The sequence below is a fragment of the Geomicrobium sp. JSM 1781026 genome (genome assembly GCF_041949955.1).
Classification (GTDB): Bacteria; Bacillota; Bacilli; order Bacillales; family Marinococcaceae; genus Geomicrobium_A.
The window spans coordinates 46,743-69,895 of record NZ_JBHFQF010000008.1; the positions used below are offsets into that span (position 1 = coordinate 46,743).

The window sequence follows — 23,153 nt, forward strand, 5'->3', positions numbered from 1 at the left end:
ATGAATGTACGTCTAGCAACAGCAGATGACGCTTGTTACCTAGCTGATTTGATGACCCAATTAGGCTACCTAACGAACACTTCACGTATGGAACGACGTTTACAAAAATTCTCCACACACCCTGATTATCGAACTTATGTAACTCACGAACACCACTCCAAAGAAATACTCGGCATGATTGGCCTACATGCGAGCATGTATTATGAAAAAGACGCGACATATGTTCGTATCGTCACCTTAGTCACCGATGAGAACCATCGCGGAAAAGGTATAGCTTCTAAGCTCTTATGTGCTGCAGAGGATTGGGGCAAAAGCTTCGGGGCAGACCAGCTTTTTGTCAATACAGGCAACCGCAACGAGCGTCTGCCTGCACAACAGTTTTATGAGTCACAACAGTTCATACAAATCGCCAATGGTTGGGGAAGAGCGCTAAATTAAAAAAGCAGCAGGTTTTGTATACCTGCTGCTTTTTTATTTATTGATTAGTTTCGAAAGACATCCGTTTCAGTAAATTTAACATCTGAGAAATTTGAAGGAGTATCGAGCGTACGATTTGTGCCACTTTCCCAAATAACATCACCTTGCTCGTTCTTCTTAATAAACTTATATTCAATTTCTTCATTTATCGGTACGCTTACCGGTAAAAACCAGTAAGGATGTTCAGGATTAAGAAACGCCTCAGTCGATCGATCCGCATCCCAACTTCCTAGTTCTGGTATGTTTCCAACTACATGAATTGTCTCCCCAAAATTCGTGTTCGCTTCAATATTAAAGACAACTTGGGTTTGTTCACCACTTAACTTATGGAAAGTAAAAGCATTACTTGTTGTTGCTCCAGATTGAAGGGTAATGGATACATCACCCGCATCTAATCCTGTTGGCACTAGAGTGACCAATTCTTGATCACCTCGATCAATAACTTCTGCTTCTACGTCACCGAACCAAACACTCGCTTCTGAGAGGTTTTCTCCATATAAGTGAACACGGTCTCCTGCCACGCCCATTGTAGAAATGACATCCCCAATCATCGGTTGCTCACTTGAATGATTGTTATAAGACCATACAACAGAAGCTCCACCTGATAATTCAAAACTTGGCAATTGGCCGTCACTGACTTCAACACTTTGTCCATCTAACAACCCACTTAGAACATCTTCATAAGTGTCATTAGGCAATTGAGTCGGAACTGAGGGCACGTTAAACGCTTCATCTGGATGGCGGTTAATGGCTACAACGACTGTATAATCATAGAAACTACGCTCATAAACGAGTACGTGTTCGCTACTATAGCGTATGTTCGTCAAACCGTAAGCAATCGCTGGGTTCTGCTGTCGAAGTTCAGCTAGAGATGAAATGGTTTGAAATGCTACTGTATTTTCATTAAATTCTGTTTCTCTTTCCATGAACACTCGACCCGCAATATCACTTGCATCATCGGAGTCCAGATATTGTTCTGTGCCATAGTAAATATTAGGAACACCTCTACTCGTCATTAAAGCGACGATCCCTGCGTGATAAGGCCTATCATTTTGTTGTGTATACCTAAATCTAGTCACATCATGATTATCAAGAAATGTTACAGCTTGATTTTCATAAGAATAATCTTGTTCTGTTTTCACAAGCATATCTCCAAAATCACTCATAGATTCCGAGAAATTTCCGAAAGCATTGGCGGATGCTCGATACCATTCAAAATCGAGGTTGTTCACGCCAGTACGATCTGGAAAGCTAACGTACTCATCATATTTTTGATCCGGTCTACCAATAAAAAATTCCCCAAATTGTGTTATTGGACCGTTGTTATTTGAATCAATTCTCTGCTTAAATCCCTTCATAAAAGCAGGGTTTAAATGAAGCGTTGCATCGTGTCGAATACCATCAATCCCGGTGTTAGCCCAAAACTGCACTGCATCATCTAAATGTTGAATTACCGCAGGATTCTCATGATTGAAACTTGCTAATGAACCAAGATCTTTGTAACGGAATCCGTATCTAGATTCATCATTACCTCGATCACCAATTCGGTAAAACCAATTAGCGTTTAAACTGCCATTTGGATCAGCTAACAGCTGTTCTGTCCTCCCGTTAACGACAGTTGGTTCACCGTCATCATCAAACATATACCTCCCATTTTCGTCCCGATTTGGTTCGAATAGCTGCCCATCTTCAGGTACGTTACCGATGGTAGGATTTTGCCAACGACTTGTATGGTTAGAAACAAAATCTAGTACCACTTTAATTCCGTTGTTTTGCAACTCATTTTTCATATCCATAAAATCTCTCATAGATCCAAAATGCTGATTCGTTTCAAAGAAATTTCGGGCGTGATAGCCGTGGAAGCTCGTCCAGCGATCAATGCTTCCATCGGATTGATAGTCCAATATTTCTGTATCTCGATTACTGTATGGCGCGGAAATCCAAACAGCAGTAATGCCCATTTCCTTTAAATAAGGTATTTTTTCAACGATTCCTGCAAAGTCTCCACCTTGGTAAAGCTTTAAATCCTCTCCCGTCCCATCAAATAATGTCGGATCAAAACCTTCTGGCACATTGTTGTTCGAATCTCCATCAACAAACCGATCCGTTACGATTTGATAGATTGTATCCCTTGAGGTAACAGGTCCAAGATTGTCTCCGACAGGTGCATTAGGTGAAGAGATTGCTGCTTGCCCAACGTCTACCAGGGTTATTGTAGTAACCAGGAAAACTACAGTGATACATTTCATAAGTTGAATAAGTCGTTTCATCGATTAGCTCCTCTTATGATTTAATTCATCGTGTCAATATCTTGTTGAATTTGCTCCACTGCCTCCGTCATAATCTCTTCTGCATCTTCACCATCTGCTAAGAACAACATCGCATCCCCCATTGCCCCAAATACTGGATCAATCTCAGGTACATTTGGCATCGGCTCTCCATTTACAATTTGCTCTGCAAAACCTGACATCAATTCGTCATCCGCTATTTCTGGTGCCTCTAATAACGTTGATACGGCAGGCATTTCGCCAGTAGCTATATAATAAGACATGTTCTGCTCATCTGACGTAAGGTGAAGCATAAGGTCTTGCGCCCAATATTGATGTTCAGAATAAGGGGATAAGAGCCATGACTTAAACCCAACAAGTGACGAAGCTGGCTCTCCATTTTCTAAAACAGGAAGTGGAGCTGAGCGCAAGTTCTCCTCACCAATGGCTTCACCATAAGGGTTGATATTCCAAGGACCTGTGTGCGAAACGCCAATCTTGCCTTCTGCAAATAACCCATCTTGAATTTCAGGGTTGATCGATGACGGAATCAAACCATCTTCAAACAGAGACTGAAATCGCTTGGCGCCTTCAATAGCACCATCATTTGCTAAGCCAACGTCTCCAACATCGTAACCGCTTTCATTTTCTCCAAATATATAACCACCGTAACCTGTAATAAATGAATGAGAGTAATAATAGATGGGAACAGTCAGGAACCCATATTCATCGTTCCCTGCGTCTGTCAGCTCTTCAGCGATCAGTAACAAATCTTCAATCGTCTCAGGAGCTTCTTCAACGAGCTCCACATTGTATAATAAAGCTGCCGTTTCTGAGACAAATGGTAAACCGTATAATTCCCCTTCATAGGTCATCGCCTGTAAGCTCTCTGGAGTGAATCGTTCGAGTTGCTCTTCATCCAAATCTAGAGGCTCTGCGAGACTTTGCACAGCAAGTTCACCGGTATAATCATGGGGCTTAAAGTATATGTCAGGCCCTGTGCCTGCTGGTCCATCTAGCGCAATGTTCTCGGCTTGGTCATCATAATTCATCCGTGTCAACTGAACTTCAATACCTGTAGCTTCGGTATACTCACTTGCCATGTCTTCAATGGCATTGGCTTGCTCATCATTGTCATGAATCCACATATGTAGCTGATCTGGTTTATCAGGTTCTGCACCTTCACTTTCAGTATTGTCTCGGTCTTCAACACTCGCTTCTTCTTCACGATCCGGGGCACATGCCATGAGCAATAAGCAGCCCGTCGCAATCAAACCGTAGTGATACTTCATATGAATCTCCTCCCTTTTTTCGTGCAAACGATTGCAAAAAATTCAAAATGTTATAACTCATTTTATTAGACCATACATATTATCCTTTGTCTATCTATATATGGTAGCGCTTGCAATAAGAATGATTCAAACAACTATAATGCAATTCCTCAATTCATTAAGCTCCTGAGGAATTGCAAAATAAAAGCAGCTAAAAATTCCCCAGCCCTTAAATAAGTGCGCTGAGCTAACCTCAAGTACAAAACAATTTATCCACCCAACCACCGTTTTGCATTCATACTATATAAAACATGTTTAGACAATCGGTGCGTAGGTGCGATGTTTGGGTGTTGGAATGTCTTCTCAAAGGCAAAATTCAAGCGTTCCATCACGCGTATGGACGGTTCGTTCGTACACGCTGTGAAGCTGTAAACATCTGTAAAGCCTAGCTCACTGAAGCCATTGTTTAAGCACGCGGTTGCCCCTTCAGTAGCTAGCCCTCTTCCCCAAGCCTTTGGGGATAAGCGCCAGCCAATTTCAATACACGGGGTGAAATCAGCGGGGAAGGTGGCGTGATGAAAGCCGATAAATCCAATGAATTGTCCGGTTTCTTTCCAGTCTACGGCATACAATCCGTAGCCGTATTCGCTCATTTCTTCAATGATACGTTTTTGTAGATTTGCTGACTCTTCCACTGATAGCGTGCTCGGGAAATGTTCCATCACCTTCGGGTCACTGTTGATCGAGTAAAAAGGATCGGTGTCCCCGTCTTCCCAATCACGTAACCGTATTCTAGGTGTTTCAATATGAATCACTCCGATCCCTCCTTCATGTTTCGTCATGGCCAAACTTTATATTCTGCGCTCTAGTTCGAGAAATAAGTGGTCTTATAAATACAACCTTGCGAACTTGCGCGCACAACCCGTAAACTAGAGCGCAGATTTCGGTCACAAGTCGTTACCCGTTGCTGCGTCCATACGTCCACTTTCTCCACACGTATTCCATTGGACCTTGGTTGAATTTCTTTAAATACAGTGTGCTGAGGATAACTTGAACGACAAACAGTCCAACACCGATGAGAAATCCTACTCCTTCGCCTACTTGACCGTACAGCCCAAAGCCAAAGCCATAAAAAACGAAAACGAGTACGATGCTTTGCAGAAGGTAATTGGTGAGTGCCATTCGGCCGGCGTTTGCGAATGGCTTCAACATTCGTTGCCATGTTTCTTTTTGGGTGAGAAGCACGAGCGATGAGACGTAGAACAACATGAGAATCGGCCCTGCCAACATATTTAACCCTTGGGCTAATCCAAATCCAACTGCACTCGGTAGCGGCGTGAAATTGTGGATGAGTGCGGTAACGACAATTGTTCCTAACAAACCTGCCCACAAGCTATGCACCCAAATCTTCTTCCACACCCGAGCGTACTCCTGAGCGTTTTTAAACATCCCCTTCTTCCCAAAATATAAACCGAGCAGGAAAAGAGGAAGAATGCCTGGGATGCCCATTAACGCATTAAAGAACATGAGCAAAATGTCTGGCAAGCGCGCCAACCACACTTCCGCATAACCGCCGCCGGCCATCTGCTCTGCTAATGCTACGTCGTATGCTTTCATTTCAGAAAGCGATGTTAGCCCTGCGGATTTGGAAATCTGTATTCCAAATCCCCCGAGGACATTTAGTAATGTGAACAGAACCGTCGCACTAACAAGGATGCTAACCGCCCAAATTAAAATGGTCCTTGGCGTTCTTGACACGAAAGCTAGGAGCAAGAACCCTGTCACTCCGTATGTAAACAAAATATCTCCGGACCAGATCATGACGAGGTGAACGAGTCCGATGACGATGAGAAAGACGAGGCGTCGCACGAAGACGCGCGTTGCATTCACATCTTTTTGAAGCAACCGATGATAAAAGATATAAAACCCAAGCCCGAACAACAAACTAAACATCGGGTAAAATTTTCCGTCAATAAATGCGGTCGTAAATAAACGTGCTGCCGCATCAAACCCACCATCTGGCAACACATACCCTTGCACTAACATTAACTCACTCGTAATACCTTGTGACTTGAAATACGACATGTTGGCTAAAACGATTCCCAGAAGTGCAATCCCCCGAATGATGTCGAGTGATTGAATTCGTTCGTTCGCTGCTAATCCTTGTTGTTTCATGAAATACTCTCCTCTCTATGTATCTATACTATATCTTGCTCACCAATAAAAAATCCGAATCTTAAGCTTTTTTTAATAGAGGAATTTGTGGACGAATCTCGAATGAGTAATCATTAGACAGGAGCGTGAAACATTATGTTAGAACGTGTCGATACGATTTGTGTTACCGTCAAAGACCTCCAAGCGTCCATACGCTGGTACCATGAAAAACTACAGTTCACGCTGTTGCACCAGGGTGAACAATATGCAATCTTAGGCTTTGGCGATCATTCAGCGCCTTTCACAATTGAAGAAGATGCGGATCAGCGATTTTTCACATTTTATGATCCTGACGACAACAAAATGCAAGCTTGTTTCTATTAACCCGGTGTCGTTTACCTCTCAATCAAGAAGGGTAAAAAGTATACTAAAAGTAGGAGGTATGAAAACATGAAAAGTACAGACCTTAAAGAACGTGGCTTTAAAGAATACTATGGTGAAAAGATCAATGTCTACTTTAATAAAGACATGTGCGAACACGCGGCAGAATGTGTCGGAAACTCACCAGACGTTTTTGATACAGAGCGACGACCTTGGATTCTTCCCGACAAAGAGAACCCTGAACAAGTCGAACATACGGTCAAATTATGCCCAAGCGGTGCCCTCCAATACATTCATAAGGAGTCTTCATAATGGAAATCAAGCGACAAGAACGAAAGCATGTGATTGAGAATACAGACGGGGAGATGCTTGCTGAGATCACTTTTGTTCCTTCAGGCAGTTCTATGGTCATTATTGACCATACGTATGTATCTGACGAAATGCGTGGAAAGGGGACGGCTTCTAAGCTAGTCGCTTCCGTGGTGGATGAAATGAGGCAGCAAGGGAAGAAGATCATGCCACTATGTCCGTTTGCTAAAGCAGAGTTTGAACGACACGCAGAATACGAAGATGTGCTACACAAAAAAGATTAAATTCAGGGAGTCGAATCATGTCAATTATTCAATTGGATGCACGTTATAGTAACATATACCGTTCGTTACGATTAGAGTCATTAGAACAATGTCCAGAATGCTTTGCATCAAGCGTTGACGAAGAAAAGAGCCTGAATTTAGAAGCGTTCCAAAACCATTTGTTTCGGGATGACCTTGCCACTTTTGGTGCTTTCGATCACGAGAAACTTGTTGGCATGACAACCCTTGCAATGAATGAGCAACAAAAGCTGACACATAAAGCGACCTTGCTTGCCGTCTATGTTACACCTGAGTACAGAGGAAAAGGATACGGCGCACGTCTGTTGGAAAGCGCCATTGACTTGGCGCGAGAAAAAGTCGCTATTGAACAAATACATGTCACGTTAGCAACGAATAACGAAGCCGCCCTTAACATTTACCATCGTTTAGGTTTTGAACAATACGGAAAGATGAGTCGTTCTATGAAGCTAGGACCCGACGTATATTGTGATGAATTACAACTCGTTTTACATCTATAAATCAAGCGCTTGGCCCCATCGACCTTGATGGGGCCAAGCATATTGCCTAAACGGTAGGACGGTGATTGATGACTCGTTTTCTTAGAAGGTTTGCACCTGTAAATCCAGACGCAAAGTACAACTCGTTATGCTCATTAACGGTCATAAGGTGAACGTCGTTTTCAATGAGGCGGTGATGCAACGTTTCTGGATCAATTACTGTCAACTTCCTGCCTGCCGTCGTATAGATGAGTCCGTCCGGAGCAAATCGCAAATGAAATGGGCGCCATTTGCTTGCACTGAAATTACTTGAGTAGATGACTCTACTTTTCACAATTTCAAGCGTGTCAGGATTCATTGCAAACACCGTTCCATCCATTAGCCCCCAAATGAAACCGTCTGGACCGACCGCAAGTTCTCCGATCATTTTTGGTCGCATATCGCTGCCAGAAACGTTCGGGGTGAGTACCGTCTCGACTTCGCCTTTCTCGACATCCCAAACAAACAGCTTCGCATGATCTTCGGTCGGCACTGACCCATCTCCACCCCAAATTGATGTACCTCCGTACACCTTTCCATTTAGATACGCTAGACCAACAATGCTCTGGTTTTGTACGACATGACGGTGAACGTCCCAACGATCATTTGTTTCATCATAGATTGATAGCGCACCACCAAGCTGACCGTAATCTGGAATGGTTCCGACGAATAAATGATCGTCCCCAGACGTTAACGTAAACGGGCGGTCTTGGGCTTCACCAATCGCTTTGAACATTTCTGGATTCGTACCAAACTCAAACGGTTCGGAAGGGTTGTATCGATAGATTCGCGCTTGCCCATACGTACCGAAATATACGTTACCATTCATAAAGCCAATGCCTTCAGATTGTTGCATATTCTCCACGCTATGAAGAATCTCTTCAGCAACAGGGTCATAAATCGTCATTCCCCGATGATAACCACCCATATACACGTTGCCATCAAACCCGATTTCTATCGAATGAATAGGCACCCCTGTCGGAGCGGCGTCAATCGTCAAAAATTGAAATTCACCGGATCCAGGCTTATATTCAAACGCTTCTGCAAGACGATTTAATCCGATGAGAACGTACTCGTCTTCTTTCTTCAACCAGCCGAGAGACCGCATATCCGCATCAGACAAGTTGCTCACATTAGAAACAGCATGCTCTTTGTTTTCTTCCATATTGTAATAGTACAATCTCGTCCCTCTCGTATAATAAAGATCACGCTCATTATTAGGGTTTGGAGGGGAGATTTCATTTCTGTATCGTAACGTTTGCAGCAGTTCATGGGTCTGTTCATCAATGACGAACACTGTACAACAGCCGGAACGAATGAACAGCTTGCCTGCGTACACTTCAATGTTCGCAATAATGCCTTCTTGTCCGGCATTAGGAATCGGTACTTCATCGCGGTCTCCTGTTTCACGATCAATTCTCACGACACCCGCTGTCATACCAATACCTGCATAAATGTAGCGATCCGTCGCACCAATGCCACGAACATACTGATCTGTTTCACTCATACGGCCAAGATTCGTAAACGTTCCACTGGCAATGTCGTATTCAAACACCATAGCGCTCGTCATCGTTCCTCCGTAAATTTTCCCATCCTCTGTTGCGGCTAAATCCCATACCCATGGCTCAGAAGGGTTGGTTCCTAAATTTTCAATGCGTTGTTCTACGCGATCGTACCGATACAACATGCGGTTGCTCGTGCCGGAGAAATACACGTTCTCATCTGACCCGATGGCAATGCCCCAAGCCGTATCAATACCTGGGATGCGTTCGTCAAAGATACGCTCACCTGTGTATAAATCAATCACTTGAAAAAGCGCAGGATCTCCATTCGTTGCAAAGAACAACTCACCGTACTCATTTTGAACAGCATTGGATGTAATCGTGCTCAGAACCATATCCCCCAAATCTTGTTTATCCTCGGTATCCAGTTGCAATTGACTCTCCCAGCGAATGTTCAAGTTACGCAAATTCGCCGCCGCTGCCACTCCTGCCGTGATGGACAAAGAAGCGGTCACGGCGTTTTCTGGTGCTCGGCCGTACACATACACGCCCATTCCTTCTCTAGCATCAATATTCGCACTTCGAAATGGCGTGCTTGCGGATTCTACCGTCGTTCCTTCTTCATCAAAATAGTTCATCTCCAGTTCTACAGAACCGCTTTCCATAACAAGGTCGGCACCTAAGCGGTAAAGCTCATGGGCACTAACCTTTGCTTGCTCACTTGTGAGCGTAACTTCTCCGTCTATAAAATCAACGGATACGATGTGTAATGACTCACTCATGCTAATCACTCCTTTTCTCATAAAGAGTGATACGTCGTTTATTTTCAACGATCGGTCTTACTCATTTTTAAAAGACGGGTCCATGAAGCTTGCAATGTGTTGAGGCGCTCGTGTAAATATTCCATGTACGCTTCCTCATAGGTATCATTTATATCAGCGATCTGCTGCTTGGCGATGTGCAACTGCTCAATGACGCGCTCGGCGAGTGCCTCATTTTCAATGGTTACGGGCGGATCAACGACACGGTGCGGGAACAGCGGGACGTTGAATGCTGTGAATGCGCTCAAAATGTGTTCGAGTTCGGCGTTCATAACGTTGAATGTCCGTACGTCTGTTTCGCCCCACACCGCCCGTGAGAACGCGTAACTATTTTGCGCTTGCAAGTCGTACCATTTCTTGTTGTAAAATGGATCATCCCCCGAATACGGAACGACAAGATTAAGCATTCCTTGTACACCCACGGCGTGATACTCGGCTGCATCTTTTTCGATACGTTTTGGGAGCGGGGGGAACAGGTCGGTTTGCATGAAATGATCGCTATAGTATTCAAATACGGTAACATCATTCGTGGCAAGCCAGTTCGATAACGCTCGGTCCCCGCGCTCGTCTGGTGCTGCGTTCATATGATAATCACGCCCCCAGTAGGCGAATAACGTCGGTAGTTCACTCGATGTGCTCGCGCGTTTCTCTAGCAACCGCCAATCCAACCCGGCATTATACGCAATATGCTCGACAGGGATATCGAGGGCCTCATCCATTCGTTCACAAAAGCGAATATAATGCGCGAGATCGACCGCACCCGCAATATCCCGTGGCCACAACGATACCTTTGAAATGAGCGGGTTGTCTTTTACATACATTTGTAGCTGCTCAATAAACGCTTGCTCGTACTCGAGATCCCCGACTTCACCGTACAATGAAAACTTCTGATTCAAATAATCGATGCTATGTCCACCTAACGTTACCCGGAGTCCACGGCGCTGTAACTCTGGAGCTGCTCGTTCTTTTACTTCGTCCCATACGAGAAACGTAAAAAACAGCTCGTTTAGTTTTTGTTTCGCTGCCCAATCAATGGAAGCGACAATATAATCGGCATCAAAGTTCACTTCAAATACGAGACCGCGACGTCGGAACTTAGGATGGGAGTGAATGCGAACATCACTCAGTTGCGCGGTCGGACCTACAAACTGCGCGCCTCGATTTGGGTATGGCCACTCCACGCCTAGCACGAGCCGCAAAAAATCGTATACCCCGTATAGTAGGGCCCGCTCACTACCTGCTGTCAGCGTCCACTGTTGGGCACCGGATTGGATCAGAATTTGTTCTGTTTCAAACCGATCGTCTAATTTCATCCGCAAATCCGGTAACGCATACATTGCTTTCATGCGTTTCAACTCTTCTTCAGCAAACGTCCGAGGTGTTGTCATCTTTTCTTCACCCTTTCATGCAAAAATGACCGAGACGACGTTGGTTCGTCTCGGCCAAAACTTCCATTAGCGATCTTCTAACCATTGCTCACTTTCTGCTTGGGCATTTTCTAATGCGTCCTCAGGCTCTGTCCCTCCGGTGAGTGCATCTTCAACCGCCGTTTGCAAAATATACCTTGGTTGCGACGACGACCATGGATAACGAGGCGTCCAAGGACTCGCTGCTGCCTCTAGTACCCCTTCCATCAATTCGAGCTCTTGAATGCTCGCCCAGTCACTTGCGGCTTCAACGACGGGCACGCCGCTATGTTGTTCCCACATGAACTCTTGGAAAAAGTCACTTGCCGTAAATTTTAGAAACTCAAAGGCGATGTCTTGGTTTTCACTATCTGCGGCAATGGAAAGTGGACTGCCTGCGAACATACCACCAATGCCCTCATCGTTTTTAAACTCTTGCACGACATGAATTCTGTCTTCTAACCCTTGGGCTTGCACTTGTTGTATGATCTCGGCGGATTCGGCGTGAAGACGAATGGCGATGTTGTTGTTTTCGGTCATCCATTGCTCATTGCCTTGAGCACTCATGTTGCCATCGGGTGTGAATTCATTGATGTCAACTAACCACTCTAATCCAGTGACCATCTCATCTGAGTTAAAGGCGAATTCAATCTCTGACCATTCATACCCTTCTCCCCACTGCCCGTTTTGACCTTCTGCGGCATTGACGAGCTGGAACAACGTACTGTGCTCTCCAGAGAACCAAGCGCCGTAATTTTGTTCACCGGTCACTGGATTTTCTCCTGTCATCTGTTCCGCTTTTTCAAGAATTTCTTCCATATCTGGGTAATCGGACAGCGGTTCTACTCCCCATTCTTCAAACAATTGCCCGTCGTAGGCAACAAATCGAGAGTCACCAAAGGCAGGCAAACCGTAAATGGCTAAGTCATCATCATCTGGACCTTGGGTGAGCCAACCTTCTACTTGATTATCGATATACACATTCAAATCAAAACCGTCTTCATCAATGAGCGGTTGGAGTGGTTCTAACATGCCTTGGGCTGCGAAATCATTAATGCCTGGCATCTGATAAATATCGGCTTCACCACTGCTCATCATCGCTTGAGTGTTTGCCACGTGATTGCTCCACGGCATAACGATAAACTCGACTTCAATATCAGGGTTTTGCGACTCAAATTCGTCTTTAATGACTTCTAACCCTTCGACTGTTTCCCCTGTAATCGGGTCCGTTGTCGAAGACATTTCATAACCGCCTATGAGCGCTACCCGTAGGGTATCCGCGTCTCCTGAGGACGAACTTTCACCATCCCCCGTTGCATCATTTCCTGAGCCAGCGTCTTCTTCACCGTTGCAAGCAGCAAGCGTGAGTGCGGCTACAGCGCCAACCATCCCTACCTTTCTCATCCAACGTTTGTTCACAATAAACCCTCCCCTAAGTTTTTATTCTTTGATTCCGCTAAGTGCAATGCTTTGAATAATGTATCGTTGTAAAAAGAGAAACAACACAATAATGGGTAATACACTCATCGTCGCCAGCGCCATCGTCATCCCTGCGATTTGCGTCTGATTTTGTTGTGAGAAACTGGCTAAAAAGAGAGGGATCGTCTGTAAGCTCTCCGAATTGATGACAACGAGCGGCCAGAGGAATTCATTCCAATTGGACATGAATGACAAAATCACGAGAGTGGCAGTAATCGGACCTGCGAGCGGCAAGTAAACTCGGAAAAATGTTTTAAACTCTCCTGCTCCATCAATGCGAGCTGCTTCTCGCAACGTGTCTGGCAATTGATCGAAATACTGCTTGCATAAGAAGATACCTAAACCGTACAAAATAGTCGGTAAAATTAATGGCCAAAACGTATTAATGAGATTCACTTGATTAAACATTTGGTAAAGCGGTATTAAACGCGCTTCAATCGGTACCATCATCGTGGCGAGCACGAGGATGAATAGAATTCGTTTCCCTTTAAACCGGCCTTTGGAAAACGCATAACCCCCAAGAAGCGCTGCGGATGCTTGAATCGCGACCGACACAAACGTGACAAAAGCTGAATTCATGTAGGCACGAAAAATTCTTCCATTCTCAAACACGAGTTCATAGTTGAAGAGCGCCGGTTCGTCCGGAATGAGAGATGGAGGAAACGGAATTTGTATATTGGCAAGCCGGTCAAAGCTGACCGTAATCATCCAAATAAAAGGAGCAATAACGATGAGCCCAAAAACGAATAGAAACACCGTGATAAGAGCGTTTATGATTTTACGTCGTTTAGCCACCGGTCTCCCCCCTTACATTCTCACACGTGCTAATCGAAGGTTGATGAGCGTAAGCACAAGTATGATGATAAAAAGAATCACTGTTGCTGCTGAAGCGATTCCAAATTCAAAGCCACTGAATCCTCGTTCGTAGATGAACAGCACCATCGTCTGCAAGGAGCGACTCGGACTTCCTGACGCACCACCAAAAACGAACACTTCGTTGAAACGTTGCAGTCCAGCGATCCAACCGATGACGAGTAAGAACGCAAATGTTCCTCCCATATTCGGAATTGTAATGAAGAACCATTTCTGCAAACCACTCGCCCCGTCAATGTCAGCCGCTTCATACAACTCTGAAGAAATCGCTTGTAAGTTCGCGAGACAAATGATGATTACGAACCCGAGCCAATGCCAGACGGTGAGGAGAACGACGCCACCTTTGGCACTATCAGGGTGAGATAACCATGAAGATGTCGGTAACCCGAGTGAATCAAGAAAGTAATTGAACAACCCCATTTCCGGGTGCAACACAAAGGAAAAGATCATTGCTGCTGCGACCATTGAAGTCACGTGCGGCAGGAAAAATACTGATTTAAAAAAATTTTGAAATCTCGTAATGCTATTAATTAATGACGCGATAATAAACCCGAGCGGAATGGCAATAAGCAATTGGAAAAACGCAATATAAAACGTGTTGTACACCGAATTCCAAAACGATGACGAAGTCAGTACTCGTTCGTAATTGCTGAATGCGACCCACGTTTCACTCGTCCCAGATGACCGAAAGAAACTAAGTCGAAACGATTCATATACCGGGTAGAGAATGAAAAGCACAATCCCAACAATCGTCGGTAGTAAAAACAGATACCATATGTAGGATTGGCCTGATTTCTTCTTTTTAGGCACCGTTGCCGTCATCTCCATCCCCCCTTAGTTGTCTAATCGTTATACATGATTGTAAAGAATGAGCCTGGCATTGTCTTACTAGTTTCGGCTTACAGTTCTCATTTTCGGCTAAGCCATTTCTTCAATACACGAGCATCATCTAAAAATTGTTGATCATCGTTGCCCCGCACAAATTCCAATAAAAAATATCGGTCAGCACCGGCAAGTTGATCAATGTAACGTTGCCAATTTTCGGCACCGTCTCGAAGCGGGAGACGTGTCGTATCCTTCCAGTGAAAGACGTGTACGTGACGGGTCCAAGTGTGCAACTGTTCAATCGACGCCATCCGCTCTTCGTAGGAAATACTTTCTGCTGGTTGCCAATACAAGCGGACATTTTCGTGATTCGTTTCATTCATTAATCGCTCGGCGCTTTTGGGTGTGTCAGTCAGTGTCCCTTTATGATATTCAACATCCACTCGTATCCTGGAAGCACAGGCCCTTTCCCCAATGTTTATAAGGTCTTCAGTCACAATTCTCCGTTCTTCCTCACTCATCGTGTCAGAGCCTTTGGCCCCTGCCCATACTCGAACGGAAGGTGCTCCTAATGCACGTGCGGTATCTACTATTGGCTGAACGTCTTCGCCTTTTCCGACAACATAATAGGAGCCGTAAGAGCTAACCTCTAACTTCGCCGCCTCGGTCTTTTGTTTGACTTGTTGTGCGTGCAGAATGTCTCCAGGCTTCACATGCACATCCGCTCCCCATTCAATTGCATCTAGGCATACTGATTTTGCAATCTCGATAACTTCATCCACTGTTTTATGGCGAAATGTAATGGAACAAACTCCGATTTTCATACGACGGTCTCCTTTATGCTTGAATATGGGACTGGGCTCGGGTGACTTCATGTTCCAGTGGCACGCCCGCTTGATAACGTAAGTATTCTTCAACCATAAGCGCGCCCATCCGTTCACATTCTCGTTCTTCACTGCCTGCGATGTGCGGCGTCACAATCACATTGTCTAACTTCCACAACGGATCATTACGTAAGGGAGGTTCTGGGTCTGTCACATCCAGCACGGCAGTCAAGTCTCGCCGTTCACCGAACACACGCACGAGATCCTGCTGACGAATAATTTCACCCCGTGCCGTATTAATAAAACTGGCATTGGCTTTCATAGATTGGAAGTGGTCACCGTGAATCATGCCTTTCGTTTCCTCAAGCAGCGGTGCGTGTAAAGATACAACATCAGATTCTGCGAAAATCGCCGCTAACGTCGCGCGCGTAGCCCCTGCAGCTCTAATCTGTTCATCGGTTGCATATGGATCATACACTTGAACATTCACATCAAACGGTTTGAGTCGCTCGCATACGAGCTTTCCGACTTTACTTAAAGAGATGATGCCAACGGTTGAACCGTATGCACCTGCAATTTCACGGTACGGTTTAGGCGGAAACGATTGATATTCCTTTACACGTCGGGTCATCGACCATCCTTGTTTTAGAGCAAATAGAATTTGTGAAAGCGTATATTCTGCGACAGGAATCGCATTTACGGAGTTTGCAGATGAAAATTGAATACCTCGTTCCCAAGCCGCTTCTGTCACGATCGTGCGCAAGGAACCAGCAGCATAAAAAAACGCTTTCAGTTTTGGGGTTGCCTGCAGAAACTGCTCATCGAGCGTCGGGCCACCCCATCCTGAGAAGATGACTTCCACCTGTTTCAGCGCTATTTCATGTTTATAAACATCCGCAGCGTCCATCGGTGCACGAAGCACGTGGCTTGTTATGTTAATGCGGTCACGGTCAGATTGGGCGTATACTCGCTTTAAAGACGATAAATTCATAATGTACAGACTATTAATCATACAATCTCTCCTATCTATACACAGTTAAACAAATCAATTGTGTACTGTCTTACTGAATTAAGAAACGTTTCTTATTTTCAGAACGTATTATTGATAGATCTTGTCGTTCTGATGACGGTACGCATTCGGAGGCATACCTACGGCATTCTTAAAGATTCGATAAAACGTTGACACCGATTCAAACCCTACTTCAAAACAGATTGAAATAATATCTTTATCCGTATTTAACAATAGATTTTTGACGACGCGGATGCGAATTTCCGTTAAGTACTGCATTGGAGTTCGGTCATACCGATCTTTAAAAATCGTTTGGATGTAGCGTTTGCTCACATTCATCATGCTCGCCATATCTTCAGCACTTTCAATATCAAAATAACGCTTATCAATATACTCTTTTAAACGTTCAGCAAGACCGGTGTCCGATTGTTTCCGCTGATCATCTGTTGTTCGTATGATAAGCACAAGAATCTCCATTAAATGTGCCTGGATAATTAAAGACTGAAGTTCATCGCCATAACGCTTTTCATAGAGCATTTTCCGAAGCAATTGTTTAAAGTCATTGCACTCGTACACGTTCAGATTCAGAACAGCTGATGTTAAAAACGCTTGGGGTAACAAGATATTACGACCATTCTCCTCGAGATCGAGTTCCGTAAAGTCTAGAACAAGGTTCGTCATTTTCGTTTCCGCATGAATGGAATGTAACTGACGTGGAGCGATGAGAATCAAGCTGTCCTTTTTAATCAGTTGCCGCTCATGTTGGAAACCACAAACACCTGAACCTTCTAACACGTACAAGATCTGAAAGCGATCGTGCGAGTGTTCTTTAACCGAATCGCGTTCCTTATGATTGCTTTCATAGATGTTCAAGAAACTCACCCTTTCTATTTGTCCATAAAAAGCAACGACACTAAAAAACTTACCCTTGTTCTTTTTCTTCGTCTAAAGGTAACGTATACTACAATTAAAGACGTCAACAAAGGAGTCGGTAAACGTGAAGAAGCTATCTGTCCAAACAAAAGCAGAACGCTCCATCGACTACACGCACGTACAAAATGGCATGAAAGGCATCTGTTTTATGTTTTCAGGGCTTGGTTATACGTATGACAAACCCCTGTTTCACTATGCCTCTATGCTCATGAAACAAAAGCAAATCGACTTTGTTCATATCGAATATTCATATAGTCCAGAATTATTCGAATCGGATTTCGAGACGATTTTAGAAGAGATGATGAACGACGTCTCCCCTGTTGTTGATGACATTCTGCGGGAAGGTCATTACCAAGAAACCATTTTCCTCGGTAAGTCCATTGGTACAATTCCGCTCATCGGCGGACTGTTAGAAGATGAACGATTCCACAATGCCAAGTGGATTGCCCTTACCCCGCTCGTGAAACTTGAACCTTTAAAGGAGTCATTACTCGCCACGAAAAACCGAAGTCTACTCGTCATTGGCGACCAAGACCCACATTACGATGAAAAGATTGTGCAGCAGTTACAAGGATCGCATCAAGTCAACGTCGTTTCCCACGCCGATCACTCACTTGAAGTGGAAGATACAGCCACGTCCCTCCAAATTCTGAGTGATACCGTACAAACAATAGCGGATTGGGTGAACACATAAAAATGAGGGCACGGCTCATTGCCGTGCCCTCATTTTTATACGTTTTAGAAGGGGCGGGAAAGTGGACTTTTAGTTCAGAGGTTCATCACTCTACTGTTATTTCTTTAAGCATCTGTAAGTGTAGCCCAAGCCTCCGATGAGACGGTTGAAGCTGGGGATGTTAGAGCGTCGTCCATAAAACCGTCACGTTCGCTTCCGCATCGAGTTGCCCGAGCAACCCTTGCATCAGAGTATACACAGATGTTTGATTTTACTGTATACCGAAGTTGAGGAGGTATTTGCTCACAAAAACCGCTAATTGTATAACCGTTAGGGAATTTTAGCAGATCAGTGATCTATATAGAATGAACTTAACATTTTCCTAATTGCACAGTTTGTTGCTTTCCACTGCACGCGGATGCTTACACTTCAGAGCATAACGACGAAACGGTTCACGTTTCGGCCTACTGGTCACGGTGTGGAAAGATGCCCAAATGTCCCATATATTCATTAATGTGACACTTGAGAAGGAAAAATCATCATTTTAAACGTGGATGCGCACATAAATGGATTCAACGGTCACAAATCCCGATATATGTGACCGTTGAGGGCCGAAAGCCGCCGGTTTGAGGGCTGAATTGTCACATAAGTGACAGGAGATCACATGCTTGTGCCAGGTGGTGACCCTAGGTCACAACTTTTTACCCTTCGGCAAACGTTTTCCGTGTTGCCAGCAACCCTTGCAGTGACGAACAACCATCGGCACCGAAGGTGCCGATGGTAGACTGAATTGTCCTCGGCATGACTCATGCCGACAGCTTGTTGGCGTTTGAACGAAATCGAGAGGGGTAACTTGGCAGAAGCTTTTTCATACCTAGTATGTGCTGTTAGCAGTAACCGGATAAGCGCAAGTATGCCTCGCTAGGTATCACAATCTAAAGACAGGCGTCTCTAAATACCGGGTATCCCTGCACCTGGCGCTAGATCTAAGGGAAAGACAAAAATACTCTGAAACTTTAGGGCACTGTGCTCAGCACAGTGCCCTAAAGTTTGTTTTACGTTTGCCATTCATGACGGAGCATGCCGTATACAACATGGTTGTGGTAGGTTCCGTTGACGTTTTCTACTTCTCTTAGTGTTCCTTCAGCGGTAAAGCCTAGCCTTTTAGGGATGGCTTGGCTCTTGTCATTCCCTTCGGCTGCTCGTATGTCGACTTTATGCATGGCCAATGTTGAGAAGGCACGGTCAACTAATGTTCTTGCTGCTTCGGTCATTAACCCTTTTCCTTGATGCACCTCACCGAGCCAGTATCCGATGTATGCCGTTTTGTTCTGCCAATCAATGATGTTGAAGCTGATGACACCCACAACTTGATCTTTTTCTAAAATCACATACGTCTCGCCTTTTTTATCGTTCATGGCGCGCAGTGAGCTTTCAATAAACCCTTCAGTATGTGATACGTTTGTCGTTCGGTCCACCCACGGTAACCACGTGCGCAAGTACTCTCTGCCCGTGTGAGTGAGCGCAAATAATTGTGGGGCGTCTAATAGGGTGATTTTTCGGAGTGTCACAGTTGTCAACGCCCTTTCTTATACCCAGCTTCTGCTTTTTCTTTCACTTCTTGCAAGTTGGAACCAAGCCCTGCGGTGATGACCGCCACATATCCTGCTTCGATCAGCGGAGCGTCACTAATTTCAATCGTGCGATCAGGGTACATTTCTTGGACAATTTCTGCGTTCATCTTGGCACTACCGATATCGTAAAAGACGAGAACCTCTTTCTGTTCATCGATTCGCTCAATCACCGGTGTGATGCGGTCAACACTTGTGCCAATTTCTCCATCTTCGAGGCCACCGACAGCGATGACCTCCACTTCGGCATTCGCTTCTGATAGTAGTCTAGACGCTCCTCGTGCCAGTTCTTCAACGTGAGAAAGTAGTAGAATGGTTACGTTCGACATTAATCATCGGCTCCTTTCATAACCCGAGCCAGTGCTTGAAAAAGATAATAGCTTGAGACCGCGCCAGGATCAAGGTGTCCAACTGAACGCTCACCGAGTAAAGCCCCTCTGCCACGTTTCGCTTCTAACGCTTTCGTGCGCTCCATTGCATCGCGAGAAACGTCAGCTACTCGGTCCCAATCAAGCCCATGCTCACGAACCGATTCACCAACAGCCGACCACACATCAAGCAATGTTGCTTCTCCAACTTCAGCCTTACCGCGCTTAGCGATTCCTTCTGATGCACTCTCCAAACCGTTGCCCCAGTTTACTTCGTCCTTAAACGAGGCGCTTAGTCGCATAAAGCCCGTCCCGAGCAATGGTCCTGATGCCCCTCCAACTTTTGAAATGAGCGTCATCCCGATTTTTTGAAGTGTCGTGGCGAATGTCTCGCCTTCCCAGTTTGGGAGTTCCTCGACAACCGTCTGAAAGCCACGGTTCATGTTCGTACCATGATCCCCATCACCTACTGCCTGATCGAGTGCGGATAGTTCTTCTTTATTGTTTTGAATCAACTCGTATGTTTCTTTCATCCATTCGTGCAATTGTTCAGTCGTCATTGCCCGCCTCCGTCCATGTCGTTGTTTTTGCTCGTGCATACAATAGTTGCAAGAGTTCGTCATCGACAGTAAGCAACGTTAGCGACACACCAGCCATATCCAAACTCGTCATATAGTCTCCAACATACATTTTCTTCAACGTGACCTTTCGTTTCTCAAGTTGCTCACGAACATCTTTTGCGAATACATATTGTTCCAGTAAAGGTGTACTGCCCATGCCATTAATAAGTGCCACGTACGATCCGTTCTCATCAAGCTCTTCTAACGTATGTTCGGTAAGCAGTTGCGCGATCTCCGCTGATCGCATCACTTCCCGTCTTTCCATCCCTTGTTCTCCGTGAATGCCAATGCCAACTTCGATTTCGTCAGTCGCAAGCGAAAAGCTCGGTGTCGAAGATGACGGCAATGTGCATGCTGACAATGCCACGCTCATACTCCTCATCTGCTGAATTGCCTTCTCCCCAAGCTGTTTTACTTCTACCAATGATTTTCCAGCTTCTGCTGCAGCACCGGTAATTTTATGCACAAGAACGGTTCCAGCAATTCCTCTCCTTTTCGCAAGATCATCGACGGCTACATCATCATTTACGATAATCATCTCGGTCTGAATACCTTCTGCATCCGCCATTTCTTGAGCCATTTCAGCATTCATAACATCGCCGTTGTAATTTTTGATCACAAGTAACACACCGCTTCCACTGTCCGCTGCCTGTATTGCGGCGAGAAACTGATCGGCACCAGGTGACGTGAACACCTCACCCGCGATTGCTGCATCTAACATGCCTGGACCAACATAACCCGCATGAGCCGGCTCATGGCCACTGCCGCCCCCACTAATGATGCCAACTTTGTTTTTGGCCTGATCAATACGTGTGACCACATTTGTGCCATCAATTCTCGTTAACGAATCACCGTGAACGGCGATAAACCCTTGCAAAAACTCCTCTACAATTTGCTCGGAATCATTCATTAGTTTTTTCATGAATGGCGAGACCACCTTTCGTTTTCGTAAATTATCTCATTAGATGCTAGACCCGTAAACGATATGCAAAACATTTCGAAACTTCGCTTCGGATCAATTCGTAGTAAGGACAAACACTCAAGGAGGCCATTTCATGATTTATCTCGTTCGACATTGTCGTGCAACCGGGCAAGAGCCCGATGCACCGCTCACCAAAGAAGGTGAACAACAGGCGAAGAATCTTGCTGCATTCTTTCATAAAAAAGAAGTGTCTCGCATTGTAAGTAGCCCTTACGCGCGGGCGACGGCGACGATTGCACCGTTTAGTGCTGCGAGCGGCGTTCCGGTTCAAATCGATGAGCGACTCAAAGAGCGGGTACTGAGCAAAGAACCGATGGACAACTGGCTCACCCCGTTGGAGCAGAGTTTTCTAGATCCCGACTACGCGTGCGTTGGTGGTGAATCGGCTAGAGACGCGCTCACGAGAGGACGGGCTGTGCTGGACAGCCTTCCAAAGCACACGGTTGTTGTGAGCCACGGCAATCTGTTGGCCCTTCTATTAGGGTTCGGTTTTGAAGAGTGGAAGCAAATGAAAAACCCAGATGTGTTTGTGTTAGATGCGGGTCGTGTCGAGCGAGTAATCCCGTTTTAATAGACTCATCTGCACAATATCAAAATACTCTCCATTTCGATAGACGGCTTCGCGCTTTATGCCTTCTCGTGTGAAGCCGAGCTTTTCATATAGTTGTAATGCGGCAGTATTAAATTCAAACACTTGCAAATTCAAACGATGCAGGTTCATTTCCAAAAAGCTATACGCTAGGAGGAGACCGAATGCTTCACGTCCATACCCTTTGCCCCAGTAGTCTTTGTCACCAATATCAATGATGCATTCTGCGTTACGGTTTTTCATATCAATTCCGATCAGTGATGTGACACCGATCGCCTCATTACTCTCGCGATCAACAATGATATAACTCTTTGAGTGGGGCGAACCTAGCATGACTTTTTCAACAAACTTTTCGGTTTCCTCAAGCGTATACACATCTAAATAAGGATTCGTCGTTTTCATTACATCCAGATCGTTGCGCCAGCGGTGATACTGTTTGGCGTCGTCGATTGTCATCTTCCGCAGTCTCACTCGTTCAGACTTTAACATGCGACCCGCTCCTTTTCTGTCACTAAGTGTAGGTACATTATTTCTTTGGCATCTGATAAGTGAGCCGATTTGGCGTTTCACTGCTCAGGCGCTCAAATATATGACTCACCACTTCTTGTGCTCGCTCCGTTGTTTCGTACTTCCCGAGCATACTGCTCCATTCTGAAAACGAACCTTTACCGAGTACGCCTTCTACATATTTTCCTTTGGTAGTGATTTGTTGTACATGAAGAATGGATTTCTTATTTTGAGACTGGATCCACATGTCTTTTCTCCTCTCTCTCTACGTGACGTTTGACGAACAATTGTCTTCATTGATAAGATAACATAAAGATACTTGATTTATAAAAAAGCTACTAGGGGTGCCCGCATACGGGCTGAGATGAGGAAACTCAAACTCTTGAACCTGAACTGGTTGATACCAGCGGAGGAAAGTAGAATGTGTGACCA

The 23,153-nt window shown here is 45.0% G+C and carries 25 protein-coding genes and 1 riboswitch; of the genes, 7 read left to right on the top strand and 18 right to left on the bottom strand.

All coding sequences use genetic code 11. The features are described from left to right. Entirely contained in the window at positions 1–438 is a 438-nt protein-coding gene (locus tag ACE1TF_RS14660; RefSeq protein ID WP_052364093.1) for a GNAT family N-acetyltransferase, read from the top strand. Positions 439–482: 44 nt separating this feature from the next. Here the strand turns inward: ACE1TF_RS14660 and ACE1TF_RS14665 are convergent, their stop codons facing one another. The 4 genes from ACE1TF_RS14665 to ACE1TF_RS14680 form a co-directional block, all read right to left on the bottom strand. Further along, entirely contained in the window at positions 483–2,747 is a 2,265-nt protein-coding gene (locus ACE1TF_RS14665; protein ID WP_375017815.1) for an alpha-amylase family glycosyl hydrolase, read from the bottom strand. A 20-nt stretch (positions 2,748–2,767) separates the two neighbouring features. Then, positions 2,768–4,036 carry an extracellular solute-binding protein gene (locus tag ACE1TF_RS14670; protein WP_375017817.1) on the bottom strand — a complete coding sequence of 423 codons (1,269 nt, stop codon included), beginning with the start codon at positions 4,034–4,036 and terminating at the stop codon, positions 2,768–2,770. A gap of 248 nt (positions 4,037–4,284) precedes the next feature. Beyond that, positions 4,285–4,830 carry a GNAT family N-acetyltransferase gene (locus ACE1TF_RS14675; RefSeq protein ID WP_375017819.1) on the bottom strand — a complete coding sequence of 182 codons (546 nt, stop codon included), beginning with the start codon at positions 4,828–4,830 and terminating at the stop codon, positions 4,285–4,287. A 142-nt stretch (positions 4,831–4,972) separates the two neighbouring features. Beyond that, entirely contained in the window at positions 4,973–6,190 is a 1,218-nt protein-coding gene (locus ACE1TF_RS14680) for a DUF418 domain-containing protein (RefSeq protein WP_375017821.1), read from the bottom strand. Positions 6,191–6,325: 135 nt separating this feature from the next. On the opposite strand from ACE1TF_RS14680, the gene ACE1TF_RS14685 reads away from it, so the two are divergent. From ACE1TF_RS14685 to ACE1TF_RS14700, 4 genes are all read left to right on the top strand, one after another. Continuing rightward, positions 6,326–6,553, top strand: coding sequence for a VOC family protein (locus ACE1TF_RS14685; RefSeq protein ID WP_375017823.1), 228 nt, complete (start codon positions 6,326–6,328; stop codon positions 6,551–6,553). A 66-nt stretch (positions 6,554–6,619) separates the two neighbouring features. After that, on the top strand, positions 6,620–6,862 hold the full coding sequence (locus ACE1TF_RS14690) for a (4Fe-4S)-binding protein (RefSeq protein ID WP_375017825.1): 243 nt from the start codon (positions 6,620–6,622) through the stop codon (positions 6,860–6,862). Further along, positions 6,862–7,143, top strand: coding sequence for a GNAT family N-acetyltransferase (locus ACE1TF_RS14695; RefSeq protein WP_375017827.1), 282 nt, complete (start codon positions 6,862–6,864; stop codon positions 7,141–7,143). Before ACE1TF_RS14690 ends, ACE1TF_RS14695 begins: the two co-directional genes overlap by 1 nt. Before the next feature lie 17 nt (positions 7,144–7,160). After that, positions 7,161–7,661 carry a GNAT family N-acetyltransferase gene (locus ACE1TF_RS14700; protein ID WP_375017829.1) on the top strand — a complete coding sequence of 167 codons (501 nt, stop codon included), beginning with the start codon at positions 7,161–7,163 and terminating at the stop codon, positions 7,659–7,661. A gap of 46 nt (positions 7,662–7,707) precedes the next feature. Here the strand turns inward: ACE1TF_RS14700 and ACE1TF_RS14705 are convergent, their stop codons facing one another. The 8 genes from ACE1TF_RS14705 to ACE1TF_RS14740 form a co-directional block, all read right to left on the bottom strand. Beyond that, positions 7,708–9,963: a hypothetical protein gene (locus ACE1TF_RS14705; protein WP_375017831.1), complete on the bottom strand. Its 2,256-nt coding sequence runs from the start codon at positions 9,961–9,963 to the stop codon at positions 7,708–7,710. A 44-nt stretch (positions 9,964–10,007) separates the two neighbouring features. Continuing rightward, a complete protein-coding gene (locus ACE1TF_RS14710) occupies positions 10,008–11,390 on the bottom strand; it encodes a hypothetical protein (protein ID WP_375017833.1) in 1,383 nt (460 codons plus the stop codon). A 66-nt stretch (positions 11,391–11,456) separates the two neighbouring features. Beyond that, positions 11,457–12,827, bottom strand: a complete 1,371-nt coding sequence (locus tag ACE1TF_RS14715; RefSeq protein ID WP_375017835.1) for an ABC transporter substrate-binding protein — start codon at positions 12,825–12,827, stop codon at positions 11,457–11,459. A 21-nt stretch (positions 12,828–12,848) separates the two neighbouring features. Beyond that, on the bottom strand, positions 12,849–13,682 hold the full coding sequence (locus ACE1TF_RS14720) for a carbohydrate ABC transporter permease (protein WP_042422840.1): 834 nt from the start codon (positions 13,680–13,682) through the stop codon (positions 12,849–12,851). Between the two features lie 12 nt (positions 13,683–13,694). After that, positions 13,695–14,582: a carbohydrate ABC transporter permease gene (locus tag ACE1TF_RS14725; RefSeq protein ID WP_375017838.1), complete on the bottom strand. Its 888-nt coding sequence runs from the start codon at positions 14,580–14,582 to the stop codon at positions 13,695–13,697. Between the two features lie 86 nt (positions 14,583–14,668). Next, the gene (locus tag ACE1TF_RS14730; RefSeq protein ID WP_375017840.1) at positions 14,669–15,409 is read right to left on the bottom strand and encodes a sugar phosphate isomerase/epimerase family protein; all 741 of its coding nucleotides are present in this window, start codon (positions 15,407–15,409) and stop codon (positions 14,669–14,671) included. 13 nt (positions 15,410–15,422) lie between these two features. Further along, a complete protein-coding gene (locus tag ACE1TF_RS14735; protein ID WP_375017842.1) occupies positions 15,423–16,421 on the bottom strand; it encodes a hydroxyacid dehydrogenase in 999 nt (332 codons plus the stop codon). Between the two features lie 87 nt (positions 16,422–16,508). After that, complete coding sequence (locus ACE1TF_RS14740; protein WP_375017844.1) at positions 16,509–17,291, bottom strand: AraC family transcriptional regulator; 783 nt, start codon at positions 17,289–17,291, stop codon at positions 16,509–16,511. 124 nt (positions 17,292–17,415) lie between these two features. Between ACE1TF_RS14740 and ACE1TF_RS14745 the strand changes: the two genes are divergently transcribed. Next, positions 17,416–18,045, top strand: a complete 630-nt coding sequence (locus ACE1TF_RS14745) for an alpha/beta hydrolase (RefSeq protein ID WP_375017846.1) — start codon at positions 17,416–17,418, stop codon at positions 18,043–18,045. Positions 18,046–19,079: 1,034 nt separating this feature from the next. Here ACE1TF_RS14745 and ACE1TF_RS14750 read toward each other — a convergent pair. Genes ACE1TF_RS14750 through dhaK form a run of 4 tightly spaced genes read right to left on the bottom strand, consistent with a single transcriptional unit; the run spans position 19,080 to position 21,565 of the window. Then, on the bottom strand, positions 19,080–19,595 hold the full coding sequence (locus tag ACE1TF_RS14750) for a GNAT family N-acetyltransferase (protein ID WP_375017848.1): 516 nt from the start codon (positions 19,593–19,595) through the stop codon (positions 19,080–19,082). Positions 19,596–19,600: 5 nt separating this feature from the next. Continuing rightward, positions 19,601–19,984 (bottom strand): dihydroxyacetone kinase phosphoryl donor subunit DhaM, encoded by a 384-nt coding sequence (dhaM, locus tag ACE1TF_RS14755; protein WP_375017850.1) that lies wholly within the window; start codon positions 19,982–19,984, stop codon positions 19,601–19,603. Next, on the bottom strand, positions 19,984–20,583 hold the full coding sequence (gene dhaL, locus ACE1TF_RS14760) for a dihydroxyacetone kinase subunit DhaL (protein ID WP_375017852.1): 600 nt from the start codon (positions 20,581–20,583) through the stop codon (positions 19,984–19,986). Before dhaL ends, dhaM begins: the two co-directional genes overlap by 1 nt. Then, on the bottom strand, positions 20,573–21,565 hold the full coding sequence (gene dhaK / locus ACE1TF_RS14765) for a dihydroxyacetone kinase subunit DhaK (RefSeq protein WP_375017854.1): 993 nt from the start codon (positions 21,563–21,565) through the stop codon (positions 20,573–20,575). The genes dhaL and dhaK overlap by 11 nt, the downstream gene beginning before the upstream one ends. A gap of 133 nt (positions 21,566–21,698) precedes the next feature. Here dhaK and ACE1TF_RS14770 point away from each other — a divergent pair, with 133 nt between their 5' ends. Continuing rightward, positions 21,699–22,196, top strand: a complete 498-nt coding sequence (locus ACE1TF_RS14770; protein WP_375017856.1) for a histidine phosphatase family protein — start codon at positions 21,699–21,701, stop codon at positions 22,194–22,196. Here ACE1TF_RS14770 and ACE1TF_RS14775 read toward each other — a convergent pair. Together ACE1TF_RS14775 and ACE1TF_RS14780 are read right to left on the bottom strand one after the other, a co-directional pair. Continuing rightward, a complete protein-coding gene (locus ACE1TF_RS14775; protein WP_375017858.1) occupies positions 22,158–22,703 on the bottom strand; it encodes a GNAT family N-acetyltransferase in 546 nt (181 codons plus the stop codon). The genes ACE1TF_RS14770 and ACE1TF_RS14775 overlap by 39 nt on opposite strands. Positions 22,704–22,740: 37 nt before the next feature. Continuing rightward, positions 22,741–22,968 (bottom strand): hypothetical protein, encoded by a 228-nt coding sequence (locus tag ACE1TF_RS14780; RefSeq protein ID WP_375017860.1) that lies wholly within the window; start codon positions 22,966–22,968, stop codon positions 22,741–22,743. 83 nt (positions 22,969–23,051) lie between these two features. After that, positions 23,052–23,153: riboswitch (TPP riboswitch) on the top strand.